The organism is Pseudomonas putida group bacterium ESBL64 (assembly GCF_045277175.1).
GTDB lineage: Bacteria > Pseudomonadota > Gammaproteobacteria > Pseudomonadales > Pseudomonadaceae > Aquipseudomonas > Aquipseudomonas alloputida.
Genome location: NZ_CP145799.1, coordinates 2,143,488 through 2,163,842 on the forward strand (window position 1 = coordinate 2,143,488; position 20,355 = coordinate 2,163,842).

Below are 20,355 nucleotides of genomic sequence, written 5' to 3' on the forward strand. Positions count from 1 at the left end.
TCAACCCTCCTTGACCAGGCCGAGATCGTTGAGCACCTTGCGGGTGGCATCGTAGTAACGCACGTAGCCTGTGCAGCGGCAGATGTGATGACCAAGGCTGGCCTCGATGCGGTCTTCCACTTCGCTCTTCTTCAACGGCTGGCGCTGGGCCGTTTCCACCAGCACGGTAGCGGCGTTGACGAAGCCTGGTGCGCAGTAGCTGCACTGGAAGGCGAACAGGTCGACGAACTTCTGCTGGATCGGGTTGAGCGTCAGGTTGCCGGCCTCGTCTTTTTTGGCATGGCCTTCGATGGTGCGAACCTTCTTGCCTTCGAAGTAATGCGCACCGGTGATGCAGGTGCGCACTTCTTCGCTGGTGCCGTCGGGGTTGTCGACGATCACCACGCAGGCGTGGCAGATGCCCTGGCCGCAACCCAGGCGCGAGCCAGTGAGGTTCTGGTGTTCGTGCAGGTAGTCGATCATCGCCAGGTCCGCGGGGACCTCGACCGGCCCGACCGGTTGACCGTTGAGCGTCAGTTGCAGTGGACGGTTAGCCATTGAGGGCCTCCTTGATACGGGCTGGGGTGATGGGGAGATCGCGCACGCGCTTGCCGATGGCATGCGCGACGGCATTGCCGATGGCACCGACGACCGGGATCATCACCACTTCGGCGATGCCCTTGGAGGGGTCGGTCGGTGACAGCGGCGGGAGGATTTCGCTGGTCTGCTGCCACACCGCCACATCGCGCGCATGCGGCAGGCGGTAGCGGTTGAAGTTCCAGTCGCCCTCCCCGGGCCCACCCTCGTACAACGGCATTTCTTCGGTCAGTGCATGGCCAATGCCCATGGCGATACCGCCTTCGAGCTGGCCCTTGACCAGTTCCGGCACCAGCACCCGGCCACACTCGACCCAACTGTGGTGGTTGAGCACCTGCGTCTCCAAGGTGCCTTTGTTGACCTTGACCTCGACGATGGTCGCCACCGGGCTGTAGTAGGTGACCATGGCGTTGTTCAGCTGGGTGTCGGGGTAGGCCGCATTCTGCCGGTCGAGCAGGTGATAGCCATGGCTGCCCATCTGCGCCTTCTTGGCATTCACCGCACCATCGCCGTACTTCACCGCCATGGCATCGAGCGGGAAGCGCTCGCGCACGCCATCGATGACAAAGTCGGCCTCGGCCCAGCTCCAGCGGTTGAAGCCGTGCACGCTCACGCCGGTAACCAGCCCCATGTCGTGGGCCTTCTGCGCCAGTTGGGCAAACGGAATCGGCGCCAGGCCGTTGCCGGTCAGCTCACCGTTGACCCACACCGCATTTTCACGGCGCACCACCAGCGGGTTGGCTTGGCCGCCATGCGGGCCCTGGCTCCAGATCGCCATGGCCGCCGGCCACAGGCCATGGTTGAACAGCACACGGGCTGCTTCACGGGTGGCGTGGCTGAAGTAGAACGCCGAGTTGGTGGCCGACGATGGCGACGCCAGCTTGCCGACCCAGCGCGGGTTGCGCAGCGCGGCGTCCTGCTCCGGCTGGCTGATCAGGTACGGGTTTCCGCTGGTGCTCAATTGCAGCTCTGGCCATTCGGTGACTGCAGTCTTCACCTCGTCGGCCGAACGGCCAAGGAAGTCGCTGATCACCAAAGCCTGGGAGGTGGACATGCCGGTACCCAGCTCGGTGCCGATATGGCGCAGGCTGATGCGGCCATCGGCGCTGAATTCGACACTGGCCATCGGCGCCTCGGAACCTGTGCCGAAGTCCTTCTGGCAGATGGCGAAGCCGACGCCGTACCAGTGGTCCGGGTCCTTGGCGTCCATCTGTTGCTTGCGTGCATCGCGGTTGCGCCACCACTCGTGCACAGCGGCCTTGTCGAGGATCTCGTACAGGCGCAGGGCGCCGGCCGGGACCGCACCCTGGGTGTTCTTCATGCCCGACTTCAGCGCGTTGGCGCGGCGCAGGTCGATGGCATCGACGCCCAGGCGGCCGGCGATCTCATCCACCATCATCTCGGTGGCCGCCATGCTCTGCAGGGTGCCGTAACCGCGCATGGAGCCGGCCTCGACGCCACGGGAATAGTAGGCGGTCACCGACAGGTCGTTCTGTGGCATGTAGTAGATCGACTGCGCTGCCGTGGCGCCCACGGCTGCCACCGACGGGCTGTAGTTGATGCGCCCGCCGCCGTCGCAGCTCATGTCGGCGCGGAAGATCTTGAAGCTGTTGTCCTTCTTGTCCACCGCCAGCTGGTAGCGGATATCGAAGGCATGGCGCTTGATACCGCTCTGGAACTGCTCGTAGCGGTCGTTGGCCAGGCGGATCGGCACGCCGGCGCCGTAAAGCGCAGCCACCGCGGCATAGAAGACGAAGATGTTGTTGTCTTTTGAGCCATAGCCCACGGTATAGCCCGGATGCATGTTCAGCGTGTTCAGGGCAAAGCGCGACGGCTTGATCATGTGCACGCATTCCTGCACCACTTCGAACGGGCACTGGGTGGCGACCACGAAGTGCAGCGTGCCCGTGGCCGGGTCATACCAGCCGTTACCGTTGTCCGGCTCCAGCGCGGCAGGTTCGATGGACGGCGTCTTGTAGCGCTCGTCGAACACCAGCCAGTCCTCGGGCGGGTTGTCCAGTTGCTCGGCCATGCGCTTGGCGTAGAACAACCCCTGCTCGGTCAGGTCGCCGTGCTGGTTGGGCTGCTTCGACCACACCGGCTTGCGGTTGAGAATGGTGGGGAACAGCATGGAGTTCTTCAGGCTGGAGAACTCATCGTCGTCGAACGGCGTGGCGCCGCCCACCCGCACGAAGCGGAAGCTGCCATAAGGGTCGCGCTGGTACAGCGGCGCCTGGGCACCGTAGCGGATCGCCTGCTGATTGAACTGCAGCTTGCGCTTGGCCTGGCGGAAGCGCTCGAAGTCGTGCCAGATCAGGATCGCCACCGGGTGGCCGATGAACATCGGCACCTTGCCGGGCGGCAGCAGCGGGTCGGGCGAATGGGCCTCGGGCCAGGCAATGCCGTCCTGTTCGAGGTCGGCGGCGGTGACGATGCGGTCCGGCTGCAGGTCGGTGCCGAGCAGGCTGAGGTCATGCCCGGCATAGATACGATCAACCGTGGTGGCCTTGAGCAGCAGCGCATGGCCCTGCTGCGCGGGCCACCCGGGCATGTCCTTGGCGCGGATGTCGCGGGCGAACACTTTGTCGCCGCAGACCTTGGACAAGGCATCGTTACGGAAACGCGCCTTGCCGTCGTGGTTCATCCACTTCTGCGGCGAAGTGGTAACGCGCTCCTCCATCAACGCGGCGAAGGCCTGGCTGCCAAGTGGCGCCATGGTCACGCCGACACCAGCGATCAGGCCGCCTTGCAGGAAGGCGCGCCGGGAAATATCACGGTTGGACATGCTTGATCCTCTGGGCAGTTGGGGCCTGCCCTTTCTTTTGATTCTTGGCCTGGCTTGATAAAAGCTGACCTTGGCGTCAACTTTACAGCAATTGGGTGGATATAGGCAAAGTCAAGCCGACAATGTGTCGCGGTGTGTATAGGGCAAGAGGCGGAATTCGCGCTTTGGCGGGTAGGTGTTTGGCGGGAGATTTTCAGCGCCTGGTAGGTGTTCGCCGCGAGAGTTTCAGCGCCTGTGAGATCGAGCGCCGCCCCCCTCGAAAATCCAACAACGAAGACCCTGCAAATCCAGAACCAAACTCTTACTACTCCTGACCACCCCAACCCCAACACCCGCGTTAACCTTCATTTAATCAACCCCAGCCAGCATGGCCCCATTCCCAGATCTGCCAAGGCGAAGACATGCGCGTTCTCCTGCTCTTCCTCACACTCCTACTGGCCGGCCCGTTGCAAGCCAACCCGTTCGATGTGAAACCAGACTTCCTGCCGGTTGACCAAGCCTTCGTGCTCACCCACGACCGCCAGGCCGACGGCCAGATGCGCCTGTACTTCCAGATCAAGCCGGGCTACTACCTGTACCAGAAGCGCCTGAAGTTCGATGGCCTGCCCACCGAGCAGCACCCGCAACTGCCACCGGCACTCAACCATCACGACGAGTTCTTCGGCGACAGCGCGGTGTACCGCGACCAGCTTGAACTGCTATTGCCTGCCAACGCCCAGGGTCAGTTGCGCCTGGGCTGGCAGGGCTGCGCCGACGCCGGCCTGTGCTACCCGCCGCAAACCACCTCGATCGACTTGGGTGGCAGCGTAACGCCGGCCGCCGAGCAAGCCAGCGACCAGGCCCTGGCCAGCGGCCTGCAACAAGGCCACCTGGCCTGGAGCCTGCTGGCGTTCTTCGGCCTTGGCCTGCTGCTGGCGTTTACCCCCTGCTCGCTGCCGATGCTGCCGATCCTGGCCGGGCTGGTGCTGGGCAATGGCGCCAGCACCCGCCGTGGCTGGCTGCTGGCCGGGGTCTATGTGCTGAGCATGGCCCTGGTGTACGCCGTGCTGGGGGTGGTTGCTGCCCTGCTGGGTGCCAGCCTGCAGGCCTGGCTGCAGCAACCCTGGCTGCTGGGCAGCCTGGCGGGGCTGTTCGTGCTGCTGGCACTGCCGATGTTCGGCGCCTTCGAACTGCAACTGCCTGCCGCCCTGCGCGACCGCCTGGACCGCGCCGGGCAAGGTACCCGTGGCGGCAACCTGTATGGCGCGGCATTGCTCGGGGCGTTGTCCGGCCTGTTACTCGGCCCGTGCATGACTGCGCCGTTGGCCGGTGCGCTGCTGTACATCGCGCAGAGCGGCGACGTGCTGCAAGGCGCGCTGGTGCTGTTCAGCCTCGGCCTGGGCATGGGCGTGCCGCTGCTGTTGCTGGTAACCCTGGGCAACCGTTATCTGCCGCGCCCGGGTGCGTGGATGAACCGGGTCAAGGGTGTGTTCGGTTTCGTGTTCCTGGGCATGGCGCTGTACACCGTGCGCAGCCTGCTGCCTGCGACCTTGCTGCTGGCACTGAGCGGCGCCTGGCTGATCGCCCTGGCCTGGGCCGCCTGGCCGGCCCTGCAACGGCTGCCGGCGTTGCGTGCAGTACCGTTGCTCGGCGCGCTGTGGGGTGGCTTGTTGCTGGTCGGTGCGGCAGCAGGCGGCGACGACCTCTGGCAGCCACTACGCCCGTTCGCCGGTGGCGTCGCCGCGACAGCCCCAAGCCAACACGCCGAAGACCGCTTCGTCACCGTCAGCCGCCCCGAAGACCTGCAACGTGAGCTGGATGCGGCCAAAGCCCGCGGCCAGTGGGTGATGCTCGACTACTATGCCGACTGGTGCGTGTCGTGCAAAGTCATGGAAAAACAGGTATTCGCACGCAGCGACGTACAGGCCGGCCTGGCCGGCGTACACCTGCTGCGCCTGGACGTGACGGCCGACAGCCCGGCCAGCAAGGCCCTGCTGCAGCGCTACCAGGTACCCGGCCCGCCCAGCATCATCTGGATCGGCCCGGAAGGTGAAGAACGCCGCGCGCGGCGCATCACCGGTGAGGTGGACGCAGCAGCGTTCCAGCAACACTGGGGCCAGACCAGGAGCCAAGGCTGATGCTGACCGTAACACTCGGGCCACTGACCATGGCCCTCAACCACCTGCTGATGCTCACCGCCCTGGTGATCGCCAGCGTGGTCGGCTGGTGGGTCGCCCGACGTGGCGGCGAGAGCCCGGAATCGGCGCTGTTCAACCTGTTCCTGATCGGCCTGCTGTGTGCCCGCGCCGGCTTCGTGCTGGCCTACTGGCCGATGTATCAGGACGACCCGCTGCAGATCATCGACATTCGTGATGGCGGCTTCCTGTTCTGGTCGGGCCTTGCCGGCATCGTGCTCGGAGCCCTGTGGCAGGGCTGGCGCCACCCCGGCCTGCGCCGCCCGCTAGGCTGGGCGCTGTTCAGCGGCGCACTGTTCTGGGGCCTGGCCAGCCTGGGTGGCCACCTGTACAGCAAAGGCACCGAGCTGCCCGAGCTGAGCCTGCGCAACGCCGGCGGCCAGGCCGTGGCATTGCACAGCTACCGCGGCAAGCCGCTGGTCATCAACATCTGGGCCACCTGGTGCCCACCGTGTCGGCGTGAGATGCCCGTGCTGCAACAGGCACAAAGCGCTTACCCGCACGTGACCTTCCTGTTCGTGAACCAGGGCGAGACCCCGGAAAACGTCAGCACCTTCCTCGCCACCACCGGCCTGAGCCTGACCCACGTGCTGTTCGACGGCACCGGCCTGCTGGCCCAGCGTGTCGGCTCCATGGCCTTGCCCACCACCCTGTTCTACGACGCCAACGGGCGGCTGGTCGGCAGCCACCTGGGCGAACTGTCCCGGGCCAGCCTGCGCCACGCCCTGGAACCTTTCGACCGGGCCATTGCGCCCGCCCCTGCCGCACAAGGAAACTGACATGCGATTGACTGCCCTGCTGCCCCTGTCCCTGGCCCTGCTGGCCGCCCCTGCCCTGCAGGCCGAAGAACTGCCCAAGGCGGTTCAGCAACTGCAAGCCAAAGGCGCCGTGATCAAGGGCAGCTTCGATGCGCCCAACGGCCTGCGCGGTTATGCCGCCGAGTACCAGAACAACGCCCTGGCCCTGTACCTGACCCCCGACGGCAAGCACGTGCTGGTCGGCAGCCTGTTCGACGAGCAGGGCAAGGACCTGAGCGCCGAGCCGCTGCAAAAGCTGGTATACGCGCCGATGAGCAAGGAAATCTGGGCGAAAATGGAAAAGACCGCGTGGATCGCCGACGGCAAGGCCGACGCGCCGCGCAAGGTGTACCTGTTCAGCGACCCGAACTGCCCGTACTGCAACATGTTCTGGGAACAGGCGCGGCCCTGGGTGGAGTCGGGCAAGGTGCAGTTGCGCCATATCATGGTCGGTATCATCCGTGAGGACAGCCCGGGCAAGTCGGCGGCGCTGCTGGCGGCGAAAGACCCGGCCAAGGCACTGCAACAGCACGAGAAGGCCGGCAAGGCCAGCACCCTGAAGGCGCTGGAACAGGTGCCAGAGGCTGTGCAACAGAAGCTGGCGGCGAACATGGCGTTGATGGAAGAGATGGGGTTGCAGGCGACCCCGGCCATTTTCTATCAGGATGAGCAAGGCAACCTGCAAAGCCAGCAAGGGGCACCACGGCCGGAGATGCTTGGGAAGATTCTGGGCAAGCGCTAGTGCATGTGGTGGGGCAAAGATCGAGCGCCGCGAAGCAGGTGACGCGGGGCATGGCACCGGCTACGCCGGTGTTCGCGGGTGAACCCGCTCCTACGGGGCTCGCGCTAACGGCTGGATTGTACGCCAGGCACGTGATCGCAAGGCCTGCGCGGTCGGGCGTAGGAGCGGGTTTACCCGCGAAAGGGCCGGACCTGCTGGCCAATTTCCACCAGCCGTTCACCGTTGCCGCCGCCACTGTATTCGCGGGTAAACCCGCTCCTACGCTGATCGGGAGTGGTTGGCCATTGAGAGGGGGCGCCAAGCGCCCCTGCCCATCACAGCCCCTCCAGTTCCGCCATCAGGTCACTGAGCCGGTCGACCTTGTCATCATCCAGCGCACTGCCCTGCAGCCCCTGTACATACTCGGCCAACGCCTCCACCGTGCTGCACTCGAACATCGCCCGCAGCGGCACGTTCAGCTGTAGCTGCTTCTGCACCCGCGAAGCGATCTGCGTGGCCAGCAGCGAATGCCCGCCCAGCTCGAAGAAGTTGTCGTGCACCCCCACCCGCTCGGCTTTGAGCACATCGGCCCAGATGCCCGCCAACACGTCCTCCAGGTCGTTACGTGGCGCCTGATAGGCCTGGCTATGCTGCACGCCGATATCGATGGCTGGCAGGGCCTTGCGGTCGAGCTTGCCGTTGGCGTTGTGCGGCAAGCTGTCGAACCAGCCCCAGTGCAAGGGCACCATGTACTCCGGCAACTCGGCACGCAGTCGTTGCTTGACCTGCTCCAGCAACGCGGCATCGGCACTGACGCCTTGGTGCGCCACCAGGTAGCCAACCAGATGCTTGCCGTTCACACCCTCCTGCACCGCCACGGCAGCATCGCGAATTTCCGCCTGCTCATGCAGCCGGGCCTCGATTTCGCCCAGTTCGATGCGATAGCCGCGAATCTTCACCTGGTGGTCGATGCGACCGACATATTCCAGCACGCCGTCCGGGCGTTGCCGCGCCAGGTCACCGGTACGGTACAGGCGTTCGCCCGGCGCCCCGTAAGGGTGAGGGATGAACGCCAGCGCCGTGCGCACCGGGTCACCGACGTAGCCACGGCCTACACCCGTACCCGCCACGCACAGCTCGCCCACCGCACCCAGCGGCACCAGCGCCTGGTCCTCACCGAACAGGTACAGCCGGTTGTTATCGGTTGGCGTGCCGATTGGCAGGTAGCTGCCTTGGGTCGAGGCGGCATCGACGCGGAAGAACGCCACGTCATCCGAGCACTCCGCCGGGCCATAGGCATTGACCAGGCCGATCTGCGGGTAGCGCTGCAGCCACTGCGCCGCCAGCTCCGGTGGCATGGCCTCGCCGGTCGGCAGCATCCAGCGCAGGACGTCGAGGGCCTGGTGGTCGCTGGCCAGCATGCCCTGGATCAGGGACGGCACGCTCTCCAGCACGGTGATGCCGGTGGCCTGCACGTGCGCCAGCAGGCCTTGCGGGTCGTGGGCGATGGCGTTAGGCACGATCTCCACCTTGGCGCCGAACAGCGGCGCAGCCAGGAACTGCCAGACCGAGATGTCGAAGCTTTGCGAGGCGGTCTGGGCAATCACGTCCTGCTCGCTCAGCGCCAGGTAAGGCACCTTGCTCAGCTGGTTGTTGAGCATGCCGCGCTGCTCGACCATCACCCCTTTCGGCAGGCCGGTCGAGCCTGAGGTGTAGATCACGTAGGCGAGGTTGTCCGGGCCACTGTGGATACCCGGGTTGTGGCTTGCGATCGGGTTGGCCTGGACGTCTTCCCAGACCAGCAGTTGCGGCCTGAGCGCAGCCTCCAGCTCACCGAGCAACTGCCGCCCCTGCTCGGCGCAGGCCGCGCTGCACACCAACACTGGCGTGCGGCTGAGCTGGATGATGCTTTGCAGGCGCGCCGCCGGCAGGCCCGGGTCCAGCGGCAGGTAGCCGGCGCCGGCCTTGAAGCTGCCGACAATCATGCCCAGCAGCGGCAACCCACGCTCGGCAAGCAGTGCCACTGGCTGGTCCACGCAGACGCCGGCAGCCACCAGCGCATGGCCCAGGCGGTTGGCCGCCAGGTTCAGCCCGGCGTAATCATAGGATGCCTCCAAGCAGCGGGCCACGGTACGCTGTGGATGCGCCACGACCTGCGCTTCGAACTGCGCGATATAGCTTTGTTCCAGCGGATAAACCCGCTCGGTCCGGTTGCAGTCCTCCAGCAGGAAGCCTTGCTCCTGGGCGCTCAGCAGCGGTAGCTCGCTCACCTCCCCTTCAAAACCTTGTACCAGCGCCAGCAGCAGGCGCTTGAATTCGGCCAGCAGGCGCTCGACGGTCGGGTAGTCGAAGTAGCGCTGGTCAAACGACAGGTGCAGGCCCAGGTCATCACCCGGGTAGCACACCGCCGTCAGCGGGAAGTTGGTGTGGGTACGTCCCGAGTCGGAGCTGGCGTTCAGGTGCTGGGCGTGATCGAGCACGGCGGTTTCAACCGGCGCATTCTCGAACACGAACAGGCTGTCGAACAGCGGCTGGCCCTTGGGCAGCTCGCTGCACGCCTGGATCGCCACCAGCGGCAGGTATTCGTACTCGCGCAGCTCCATGTTGCTTTGCAGCAGGCCTTGCAGCCACTGGCGCACACTGCAGCGCTCACCCGCCGCGGGCAACTGCACGCGCAGGGCCACGCTGTTGATGAACAGGCCGACGGTGCGCTGCATCTGCGGCATGCTCACCGGGCGCCCGGCCACGGTTACGCCAAAGGCCACGTCGCGGTCGCCGCTGTAGCGCGACAGCACCAGGGCCCAGGCCGCCTGAGCGAAAGTGTTGACGGTGAGCTGATGGGCCTGGGCCAGTTCGCGCAGACGCACGCCATCATTCACCTCAAGGCGGGTATAACAATCGCCGACGACCATGCCGCTACCGGCGTGGTCATGGCGCAGCGGGCGGTCGCTCGGGATGGCTGTGGCACGTTCGAAGCCGGCCAGGTTGGCCTGCCACCAGGCACGTGCGTCGTCCAGGCCCTGGCGTTGCAGCCAACCGATGTAATCGCGGTAACGCGGTGGCACCGGCAGTTGGGCCTGACGGCCTTCGCCAAGGGCCTGGTAGACCTCGAAGAAATCGTTCATCAACAGCGAGCGGCACCAGGCATCGATAAGGATGTGGTGGTTGCTCATCATGAACCAGTAGCGTTCATCGGCCACGCGCACCAGGCGCAGGTGGAACGGTGCCTCGCTGAGCAAGGCAAAGCCGGCCTCGCGCTCCTGCTTGTGCAGGGCCTGCAGGCGCTGCTCCTGGGCATCGTCGGCCAGGCCGCGCCAGTCCTGGTAGTCCACCGCCAGGTTGCCCGGCTTGTGGATGATCTGCAGCATCGCCTCGCCGCTGTTCCAGCTGAACGAGGCGCGCAACGCTTCGTGGCGCGCCACCACGGCCTGCCAGGCCTGGGCGAAACGCTCGGGGTCGAGGGCGCTGTTGATGCGGTAGCGGTCCTGCATGTAGTACAGGCCAGTGCCCGGCTCCAGCAGGGTGTGCAGCAGCATGCCTTCCTGCATCGGCGTCAGCGGGTAAACGTCCTCGATCTGCGCGGCCGGGACCGGCAATGCGTCGATCTGCTCCTGAGTCAGGTGCGCCAGCGGGAAGTCCGATGGGGTGAAGCTGCCATTGCCATCAGCCAGGCAATGCGCGACCAGCGCCAGCAGCTCCTGACGATAGGCCTCAGCCAGACCCGCGATGGTCTGCTGGTCGTAGCGCTCGGCGCTGAAGGTCCAGCGCAGTTGGAGAGCACCGCCATACACCTGGCCATCGACGCTCAACCAGTTGGGCAACGGCGCATCGAGGTCATGCGCCAACCCGGCCGGGGCTTCCAGGGGCTGGAACAAGGCCGCACTGTCGAACTGCTGGTCGAACTGGCCCAGGTAGTTGAAGGTGATGCGCGCCTGCGGCAAAGCCGCCATCTGCTCGCGCCCGGCGGCATCCGCCAGGTAGCGCAGTACGCCGTAGCCCAGGCCCTTGTGCGGTACATGGCGCAGTTGTTCCTTGATGCGCTTGATCGAACCGGCCCGCGCCGCGTCGTCTTCACCTGGCAGCGGACGCAGGCTCAGTGGGTAGGCATTGGTGAACCAGCCGACGCTGCGGGTCAGGTCCATGTCTTCGAACAACCCGTCACGGCCATGGCCTTCGAGCTGCACCAGCACTTCTTCATCGCCGCTCCACCGGCACAAGGCCCGCGCCAGTGCAGTCAACAGCAGGTCGTTGACCTGGGTGTGGTAAGCCGCCGGGGCCAGTTGCAACAGCTGTCGGGTTTGCTCCACGTCCAGGCCGATGGCCAGAGTTTGAGCGTGGCGATGCAAATTGCCGCCCTGCGGATGGTCGCACGGCAATTCGCGACGCACACCGCCCAGCTGGCCTTGCCACCAGGCCAGTTCGTCACGCAGCGAATCGCTGCCGGCGTAGCTGGCCAGGCGCGCCGCCCAGTCGCCGACGGCGTGGGTCTTGGCCGGCAGAGGCTGGCCACGGTACAGCGCCTGCAGGTCTTCCAGCAGCACCCGCCAGGACACGCCATCAACCACCAGGTGATGAATCGCCAGCAGCAACCGCTGGGTGCCCTGCCCGTCACGCACCAGCAAGGCGCGCAGCAGCGGCCCCTGTTGCAGGTCCAGGCTGCGCTGCACGTCAGTGTAGAGGGCCTGACAATCATTGAAATCGGCGACAGTGGCGCTCCACAGCAGTTGCTCGGCGCCAGGCTGCGCGTACTGTGCCTGCCAGCGGCCCTGGGCGTCGCTGAAGCGCAGGCGCAGGCTGTCATGGTGCTGCACCAGCGCAGCCAATGCCTGTTCAAGGGTGGCCTCAACCAAGGGTTGGCGCACCTCCAGCAGCACAGCCTGGTTCCAGTGTTGCGGCTGTGGCAGGTCACTGTCGAAGAACCAGTGCTGGATCGGCGTCAGCCCGGCCTGGCCCCGGCGCAGGCCTTGCTCGACGGTGCTCGCGGCTTCGCTGAGCTGAACCACAGTTGCCAGGGTCTGGATGGTCTGATGCTGGAACAGGTCGCGTGGGGTGAATTGCAAGCCGGCCTGCCGGGCGCGGCTGACCACCTGAATCGACAGGATCGAGTCGCCCCCCAGCTCGAAGAAGTTGTCCTGCACGCCGACCCGGCCAACGTTGAGCACATCGCGCCAGATCTGCGCCAACTGTGCTTCCACCTCATTGCCAGGGGCCTGGTATTGCTGCCGCGCCTGCTCAAGGTCCGGCAGCGGCAGCGCACGGCGGTCGAGCTTGCCGTTGCCCATCAGCGGCAGGCTATCGAGCAGCACCAGGTGCGCAGGCACCATGTAGTCGGGCAGGTGCTGGCGGGCATCGGCTTTCACCGCTTCGCGCAGCAGTTGTTGCACGTCGTTAACGGCGGTGGCCTGCCTGCACACCAGATAGCCCACCAGTTGCTTGCCGCCCGGCAAGTCCAGCGCCAGCACGACGGCCTCGTCGACATCCTCGTGCGCTAGCAGGCGGCTCTCGATTTCGCCCAGTTCGATGCGGAAGCCGCGGATCTTCACCTGCTGGTCGGCACGGCCGACATACTCCACCAGGCCATCAGTACCCAGGCGTACCAGGTCGCCGGTACGGTACAGGCGCCCGCCTTCGGCACTGAACGGGTCGGCGACAAAGCGCTCGGCAGTGAGGCCTGGCCGGTCGTGGTAACCCTGGGCCAGGCCGGCGCCGCCGACATACAGTTCGCCAATGCCGCCTTGCGGCAACAAGGCCAGATCCTCGTCGAGGATGTAGGCCGTACGGCTACCGATGACGCGGCCGATCGGTACGCTGCCAAGGTCTGCTGGCAAGGCCTCTGGGGCCAGGCACGCCAGCGGCATGACCACGGTTTCGGTCGGGCCGTAGGCATTGAAGCACTGCTGCGGTGCAAAGGCCTGGCGAATACGCTGCAGGTGCTCGCCGGTCAGCGCCTCGCCCCCGGTAATCACCAGGCGTACCGGCAATTGTTCGCCCCGCCCGCCCAGGTACTGCGCCAGCTGGCTGCCGTAGCTGGGGGTAAAGCCCAGAATGCTCACCTGCTGCTCGCGCACCAACTGGCAGATGTCCTCGGCGCCCCACTGCCCCTGGGCGCGCAATACCACGCGCGCACCACACAACAGCGGCACCCACAGGCGCTCGCTGGCAGCGTCGAAGTTGATGGAATAGAAGTGCAGCTCGCAGTCATCGCTGCGCATGCCGAATGCAGCGATCACCGCCTGGCAGTGCATGGCGAACTCGCCATGGCTGACCACCACGCCCTTGGGTTTGCCGGTGGAGCCTGAGGTGTAGATCAGGTAAGCCTGGTGCTGCGGCAGGCTGAGGTTGTCCAGCGGCGCATCGCTGTAGGCCGCCAGGCTGGCGGCATCGTCTTCCAGGCTCCAGCTGGCCACGCCTTCAGGCAGCTCGCCCAGGGTGTGCAGCAGCGCACGCTGGCTGAGCAGCAAGCCGATGCGGCTGTCTTCGATCATGTAGCGCAGGCGGTCGAGCGGGTACTCGGGGTCGAGTGGTACATAGGCGCCGCCGGCCTTGAGGATGGCCAGCAGGCCGACGACCATTTCCAGCGAGCGCTCCAGCGCCAGGCCCACCCGCACCTGCGGGCCGACACCCCGTTCGCGCAGGGCACGCGCCAGGCGGTTGGCCTGCTGGTCGAGCTCGGCGTAGGTCAAGTGTTGGCCGGCGAAGGTCAACGCGCCAGCCTGTGGCGTGCGCGCGGCCTGGGCAGCGAACAGACCGTGGAGGGTCTGGCCAAGGTCGAAATCGTGTTCGCCCTGCAATTGGCCTGTAAGCACTTGTTGCTCGGCACTGCTCAGCATTGGCAGTTCGCACAGGCGGTGTTGCGGGTTGTCGAGCAAACCGACCAGCAGTTGTTGCCAGTGCTCGGCCATGCGCGCGATACGCGGCGCGTCGAACAGGTCGCGGCTGTAGGTCAGGCAGCAGCCCAGCCGGCCGTCCAGGTCGGTCACCTCCAGGTATAGGTCGAACTTGGTGGCGCTGGCATCGTTGACCAGGTAGTCCACCTGCATGCCGGCCAGCGTGCGGCTTTGCTGGAAGGCCCAGCGCTGCACGTTGCACATCACCTGGAACAACGGGTTGTAGGCACTGCTGCGCGGTGGCTGCAGGGCCTCTACCAGTTGGTCGAACGGCAGGTCCTGGTGCGACTGGCCTTCGATGGCAACCTGACGCAGCTGCTCCAGCAGTTCACTGGCGGTCATCTGCCCGTCCAGCTCGCAACGCAGCACCTGGGTGTTGAGGAAGGCACCGATCAGGCCTTCGCTCTCCGGGCGGATGCGGTTGGCCACCGGCGCGCCGATACGCAGGTCGCGCTGGCCACTGTAACGGTGCAGCAAGGCGGCCAGGGTGGCGGTCATGGTCATGAACAGGGTCAGGCCGCGCTGGCTATTGAAAGCATGCACGCGGGCCACCAGTGCCGGATCGAGTTCGAAGCGGTACAGCGCGCCACGGTGGCTCTGGACTGCCGGACGCGGGCGGTCGGCAGGCAACGCCAGCACCGGGTGCTCGTCGCCCAGGCGGTGCTTCCAGTAGGCCAGTTGACGAGCACCCTCGCCGCTTTCCAGCCATTGCCGTTGCCACACGCTGTAGTCCAGGTACTGCACCGGCAGCGGCGCCAGTGGCGACTCGCGGTCATCGACAAAGGCTTCGTACAGCTCGCCCAGCTCGCGGGCGAAGATGTCCATGGCCCAGCCTTCGGTGACGATGTGGTGCAGCGTCAGCACGAAGAAGTGCTCGCGCTCGTTGGCCTTGACCAGGCAGGCGCGCAGCAGCGGCCCCCGCTCCAGGTCGAAGGGCTGGTGCGCCTGGTCGTCGGCCAGTTGTTGCAAACGTTGCTGGCGGGCATCGTCTGACAAATCGCTGAAGTCTTGCCAGTCCAGATGCAGGCCGCTGTCTTCGGCCACGCACTGGTACGGCACGCCGTCGATGCTGGGGAACGTGGTGCGCAAGGTTTCGTGGCGCACGATCAGCGCCTGCAGCGCACGCTCGAAAGCGTCCACATGCAAGGTGCCGCGCAGGCGTGCCATGCCGCCGACGTTGTACGCCGGGCTGTCCGGCTCCATCTGCCAGAGGAACCACATTCGCTGCTGCGAGTACGACAGCGGCACCGCCTGACGGCGGTCGACACGGGCGATTTCACCTTGCAGATTGCGCTCGCCGGCCGCGCGCAGGCGGGCGATCTCGGCACAGAAGGCGCCCAGCTCGCTGGTTTCGAACAGGGCCTTGAGCGGCAGCTCGACATCGCAGGCCTGGCGGGTGCGCGAAACGATCTGAGTGGCCAGCAACGAGTGGCCACCAAGGGCGAAGAAGTCGTCCTGCAGGCCAATGCGCGGCAGATTCAACACGTCGCGCCAGATGGCCGCGACTTGTTGTTGCAGCTCGGTTCGTGGCTCGACATGCTCACGCTGCTGCCACACTGGGGCAGGCAGTGCCTTGCGGTCGACCTTGCCGCTGGGGCCCAATGGCATCTGTGCCAAAGGGATGAGTTGCGCCGGCACCATGTAGGCTGGCAATTGCTCAGCCAGCACGGCCAGCACCTCGGCAGGCTGAGCGCTGCCACTGTAATAGCCGACCAGTTGCGCGCCAACGGCGTCCTTGTGTATCAACACCAGCGCCTGTTCCACACCCGCCTGTGCCAGCAGGCAGGCCTGCACTTCCTCGGGCTCGACGCGGAAACCACGCACCTTGACCTGCTGGTCGAGGCGGCCAAGGTATTCCAGTGCCTCCAGCTGAACCTGCCAGCGGGCGCGATCGCCACTGCGGTACAGACGCTGACCATTGCCGTCGGCCTGGGGTACGAAGCGCTCGGCAGTGAGGCCGGGGCGGCCCAGGTAACCACGGGCCAGGCCCGCGCCACCGAGGTACAGCTCGCCCGGCACACCGGGGGCGCTCAGTTCCAGCTCATCGTCCAGCACGCGGCACAGCACATTGCCCAGCGGGCGGCCGATGGGCGAGCGCTCGCCGTCCGCCACCTGGCAGTGCCAGTGGGTGACGTTGATGGCGGTTTCGGTCGGGCCGTACCGGTTGTGCAGTTGCACCTGCGGCAGCACCTGCAGCAAGCGGTCACGCAGCGCGGCGGACAACGCTTCGCCACCCGAGAACACCCGACGCAAGCTACTGCAGGCACCTGCCTGCGGCTCCTGGACGAACACCTGCAACAGCGGCGGTACAAAGTGCAGCGTAGTCACCCCATAAGCCTGCACCAGGGCAGCGATACGCTGTGGGTCGCGGTGTTCACCGGGGCCAGCGAGCACCAGCTTGCAGCCGGTGACCAACGGCCAGAAGCATTCCCACACCGAGACGTCGAAACTGATCGGCGCCTTCTGCATCAGCACGTCGCTGTCATTCAGCGCATAGGTCGTCTGCATCCACTGCAGGCGCTCGGCCAGCGCCGCATGGGTATTGCCTACGCCCTTGGGCTGCCCGGTGGAGCCGGAGGTATAGATAACGTAGGCCAGGTTGTCGCCGTGCAGGTGCAGGCCGGGGGCATGGCTGGGCCAGCTGTCCAGGTGCAACTGGTCGAGGGCAATGGCGCTGACACCGTCGACCTGCGGCAGCTTGCCCAGCAGGCTGCTGTGGCTCAATAGCAAACGGGCGTCGCAGTCGGCCAGCATGTAGGCCAGGCGTTCGGCAGGGTAATCGACATCCAGCGGCACGTAGGCACCGCCAGCCTTGAGAATGGCTAGCAGGCCGACCAGCAATTGCGGTGAGCGCTCGATGGCAATGGCCACACAGGTATCGGGGCCGACGCCTTTGTCACGCAGGTAGTGGGCCAGGCGGTTGGCTTGCTGGTGCAGCCCGGCGTAATCCAGGCTGCCTCCGTCCCAAACCAGGGCGGTGCGTTGCGGCATCAGGCGTGCCTGCTCATTGAGTTGTTCGACCAACAGGTGCTGCGCTGCGGCGGCCGGTGCCTGGCCCCAACCCAGCAGTTGCGCACGGCCGGGCTCATCCAGCAGTTGCACGTCGCCCAGCGCCTGCTGCGGCGCGGCACACACCTGTTCCAGCAACGCCAGCAGGTGATGGGCCAGACGTTCGACGGTGCTGGCTTCGAACAGCTCCGCGGCATAGTCGAAGGCCAGGCTCAGGCGGCCCAGATGGTCCTCCTCACTGTGCAACTGCAAGTCGAACTTGGCTTCGCGGCTGTGCCACGCCAGCTCTTCGGCCAACAGCCCTGGCAGGCGCCGCAGGGCTGACAGGTCGCGTTGCTGGTGGTTGAACATGACCTGGAACAGGCCCTGCTCGCGCGCATCGGGCAGGGCTTCGACAAGCTGTTCGAAGGGCAGGTCCTGATTAGCCTGGGCTTGCAAGGTGGCCTGACGTACCTGGGTCAGCAACTGGGTAAACGAGTGACGGCCATCGAATTGCGCGCGCAGCACCTGCGTATTGATGAAGAAACCGACCATGCCTTGGGTTTCCAGGCGCGGGCGGTTGGCGTTGGGCACGCCGACGCGGATATCGGCCTGGCCGCTGTAGCGCTGCAGCAGCGCCTGCCAACCTGCCAGCAGGACCATGAACAGGCTGGCCTGCTGCTGGTGGGCAAGGCCCTTGAGCGCTTCGCCAAGCCTGGCTGGCACCTTGAGGCTGAAGCGCGCGGCGCTGTGTTCGCGCTGGCTGGCGCGCGGCTGGTCAGTGCACAGGTCGAGCGCCGGCAGCTCACCACCAAGGTGTGCCTTCCAGTACTGCAACTGGCGCTCGGCTTCACCGTCAGCCAGCCATCGCCGCTGCCAGCTGCCGTAGTCGGCGTAACCCAGGGGCAGCGGCGCCAGGTTGGCCTCCAGGCCTTGGCAGCGAGCGGCATACAGCTTGGCGAACTCTTCGAGCAGGATGTTCAGCGACCAGCCGTCGGCAACGATGTGGTGCAGGGTCACCCACAGCTGATGCTCTTCGTCGCCCAGGCGCACCAGGGTTACCCGCAACAGCGGCCCCTGGGTGAGGTCGAACGGCTGGCGGGCCTCGGTTTCACGCTGCGCGGCAACCTGCTCGGGCGAGTGCCCTTCAAGGTCCAGGCGGTGCAGGCTGAGCGGCTGCTGCGGCAGGATACGCTGCAGCGCCTGGCCATTCTCTTCGCTGAACACGGTACGCAGCGATTCATGGCGCGCCACCAGTGCCTCGAAGGCCACGTGCAGAGCGTTGACATCCAGCTCGCCACGCAGGTGCAAGCCGGCAGGAATGTTGTAGGCCGCTGATTGCGGTTCCAGCTGCCACAGCAGCCACAAGCGGTTTTGCGCCAGCGACTGGGGCAATGCCTGGGCGCGCGCCAGCGTGGTGATGGCTGCGGTGGCTGCGGCGCCATCGGCGATGATCTGTGCCACGGCCTTGCTGTAGTCGGCCAGTACCGGCGCCTCGAACAGGGTACGCAGGCTCAGGTCGATACCCAGCTCATCGGCCAGGCGCGCTGTGGCCTGGGTGGCGGCGATGGAGTTACCGCCCAGCAGCAGGAAGTGGTCGTCCGCGGCCACCGCCTCTACCTTGAGGATGTCGCGCCACACAGCGGCGATGCGTGCTTGCAGCTCGTCGCCAGCGGTTGCACGGGTACCGGCTGCGCTCACCTCAGGGAAACGGGCATAGCAGTCCAGGCTGCCATCGTCCATGCGCAGCCGGCAGGCAGAGCGCTGCAACTTGCCGCTGGAGGTCTTCGGCAGCGCGCCGGGGTTCAGCAGCAGGACCACGGCCGGGGCCTGTCGGCAGGCGTCGGCGACGACCTGGCGCAGGGTCTTGATCAGGTCCTGGGGCTTGAGTGCCTTTTGCACGTTGCGGCTGATCTCCACCGCGACACCGATGCCCTCCTCGCCTTGGTGCTCGACGGCGAACACTGCCACACGGCCTTTGCGCAGCACCTGGACTTCACGCTCGAGGGCTTTTTCCAAGTCCTGCGGGTACAGGTTCTGTCCGCGCACGATCAGCATGTCTTTCAGGCGCCCGGTAACGAACACCTCGCCCTCACGCATGAAACCCAGGTCGCCGGTACGCAGCCAGGTCTGGCCGTCCATTTCGACGAACGTACGGGCGCTGGCTTCAGGGTTGCGCCAGTAACCCAGCGCGATGCTCGGACCACCGGCCCAGATTTCGCCGATCTGGTTGTCGCCCAGCACCTGCAAGTGCTGCGGCTCGACAATGCGTACCGCATGCCCGGGCTGCGGGTAGCCACAGCTCATCAGTACGCTGCCTTTGCCTGGCTCGGCGCGGTTGCCAGCGAAGGCTTCGGCGTCCAGCTCCAGTGCAGCGATGCCCTGGCCACGACGGCTGCCGCTGACGAACAGGGTGGCTTCGGCCAGGCCATAACTGGCAAAGAAGCTCTGCGGGTCGAAGCCGCAGGCCTGGAACTTGTCGGCAAAGGTGGCCAGGCTGTCCTGGCGGATCGGCTCGGAGCCGGAATAGGCGACGCGCCAGCGGCTCAGGTCGAGCCCGGCCAGCGAAGCCTCGCTGACCCGCTCGCTGCACAGGCGATAAGCGAAGTCGGGGCCACCGCTGATGGTGCCACCGTATTCGCTGATGGCCTGCAACCAGCGCAATGGCCGGGCCAGGAAGTACCCCGGCGACATCAGCACGCAAGGCACGCCACTGAAGATTGGCTGCAGCAGGCCGCCGATCAGGCCCATGTCATGGTACAGCGGTAGCCAGCTGACGATCACGTCGTCGGGGTTGAGGTCGATGCCAAAGCCTTGGCGGATCAGCTGCTCGTTGGCCACCAGGTTGCCATGGCTGACCTGCACCCCCTTGGGCAGCGCGGTGGAGCCGGAGGTGTACTGCAGGAAGGCGATGTCATCGCGTTGGAGCTCGGGCGCGTGCCAGCTCGAGGCCAGCAACGGGTCCAGGCCATCCACGGCAAGCAGCTCGGGCGCGTTATCTGCCGCCAGTGCCTCCAGGCCGTTCAGGTTGTCGTGCAGTGCCGCCACGGTCAGCAGCAGGCGCGGCTCGGCATCGGCGATGATCGACAGCAAACGCTCCTGGTGATGCTGCCGCGCGGACTCCGGCGGGTAAGCCGGCACTGCGATCACGCCCGCATACAGGCAGCCAAAAAACGCCGCCACGTAGTCTGGCCCGCTAGGGAACAGCAACACGGCACGGTCACCGAAGCTGGCGCGCGCCTGCAAGGCAGCGGCGATGGTGCGTGCACGCTGGTCGAGGTCCCGGTAGCTGAGCACGGCCTGCTCGCCGGGGGTGTCGGCGAGAAAGCGCAGGGCAATCCTGTCCGGGGTCTGCGCGGCGCGTTGCGCCAGGGCCTGGACCAGCGAGAGCGGGAGTTCGAAGGCGTCCGTCATGGGGTGTTCCTGC

Annotated in this window: 6 protein-coding genes; 3 read left to right on the plus strand and 3 right to left on the minus strand. The window is 66.0% G+C overall.

Annotated features, from left to right (window positions below; all coding sequences use genetic code 11):
- Window positions 1-537 (minus strand): (2Fe-2S)-binding protein, encoded by a 537-nt coding sequence (locus V6093_RS09750; protein ID WP_003254265.1) that lies wholly within the window; start codon window positions 535-537, stop codon window positions 1-3.
- Window positions 530-3,361 carry a xanthine dehydrogenase family protein molybdopterin-binding subunit gene (locus V6093_RS09755; RefSeq protein ID WP_265980059.1) on the minus strand — a complete coding sequence of 944 codons (2,832 nt, stop codon included), beginning with the start codon at window positions 3,359-3,361 and terminating at the stop codon, window positions 530-532. The genes V6093_RS09750 and V6093_RS09755 overlap by 8 nt, the downstream gene beginning before the upstream one ends.
- A gap of 401 nt (window positions 3,362-3,762) precedes the next feature.
- On the opposite strand from V6093_RS09755, the gene dsbD reads away from it, so the two are divergent.
- The 3 genes from dsbD to dsbG are packed head-to-tail and all read left to right on the plus strand — an operon-like array spanning window position 3,763 to window position 7,074.
- Window positions 3,763-5,478 (plus strand): protein-disulfide reductase DsbD, encoded by a 1,716-nt coding sequence (gene dsbD, locus V6093_RS09760; RefSeq protein ID WP_143999547.1) that lies wholly within the window; start codon window positions 3,763-3,765, stop codon window positions 5,476-5,478.
- Window positions 5,478-6,314, plus strand: coding sequence for a TlpA disulfide reductase family protein (locus V6093_RS09765; protein WP_143999548.1), 837 nt, complete (start codon window positions 5,478-5,480; stop codon window positions 6,312-6,314). Before dsbD ends, V6093_RS09765 begins: the two co-directional genes overlap by 1 nt.
- Before the next feature lies 1 nt (window position 6,315).
- Window positions 6,316-7,074, plus strand: a complete 759-nt coding sequence (gene dsbG / locus V6093_RS09770; protein ID WP_076402723.1) for a thiol:disulfide interchange protein DsbG — start codon at window positions 6,316-6,318, stop codon at window positions 7,072-7,074.
- Between the two features lie 314 nt (window positions 7,075-7,388).
- Here dsbG and V6093_RS09775 read toward each other — a convergent pair whose 3' ends face one another.
- Window positions 7,389-20,342: a non-ribosomal peptide synthetase gene (locus tag V6093_RS09775; protein ID WP_265980052.1), complete on the minus strand. Its 12,954-nt coding sequence runs from the start codon at window positions 20,340-20,342 to the stop codon at window positions 7,389-7,391.
- Window positions 20,343-20,355 lie beyond the last annotated feature (13 nt).

What these genes read in the sequence shown, in the direction of transcription:
- V6093_RS09750 (WP_003254265.1), bottom strand. Translation starts at nt 537, where the DNA reads ATGGCTAACCGTCCACTGCAACTGACGCTCAACGGTCAACCGGTCGGG.
- V6093_RS09755 (WP_265980059.1), bottom strand. Translation starts at nt 3,361, where the DNA reads ATGTCCAACCGTGATATTTCCCGGCGCGCCTTCCTGCAAGGCGGCCTG.
- dsbD (WP_143999547.1), top strand. Translation starts at nt 3,763, where the DNA reads ATGCGCGTTCTCCTGCTCTTCCTCACACTCCTACTGGCCGGCCCGTTG.
- V6093_RS09765 (WP_143999548.1), top strand. Translation starts at nt 5,478, where the DNA reads ATGCTGACCGTAACACTCGGGCCACTGACCATGGCCCTCAACCACCTG.
- dsbG (WP_076402723.1), top strand. Translation starts at nt 6,316, where the DNA reads ATGCGATTGACTGCCCTGCTGCCCCTGTCCCTGGCCCTGCTGGCCGCC.
- V6093_RS09775 (WP_265980052.1), bottom strand. Translation starts at nt 20,342, where the DNA reads ATGACGGACGCCTTCGAACTCCCGCTCTCGCTGGTCCAGGCCCTGGCG.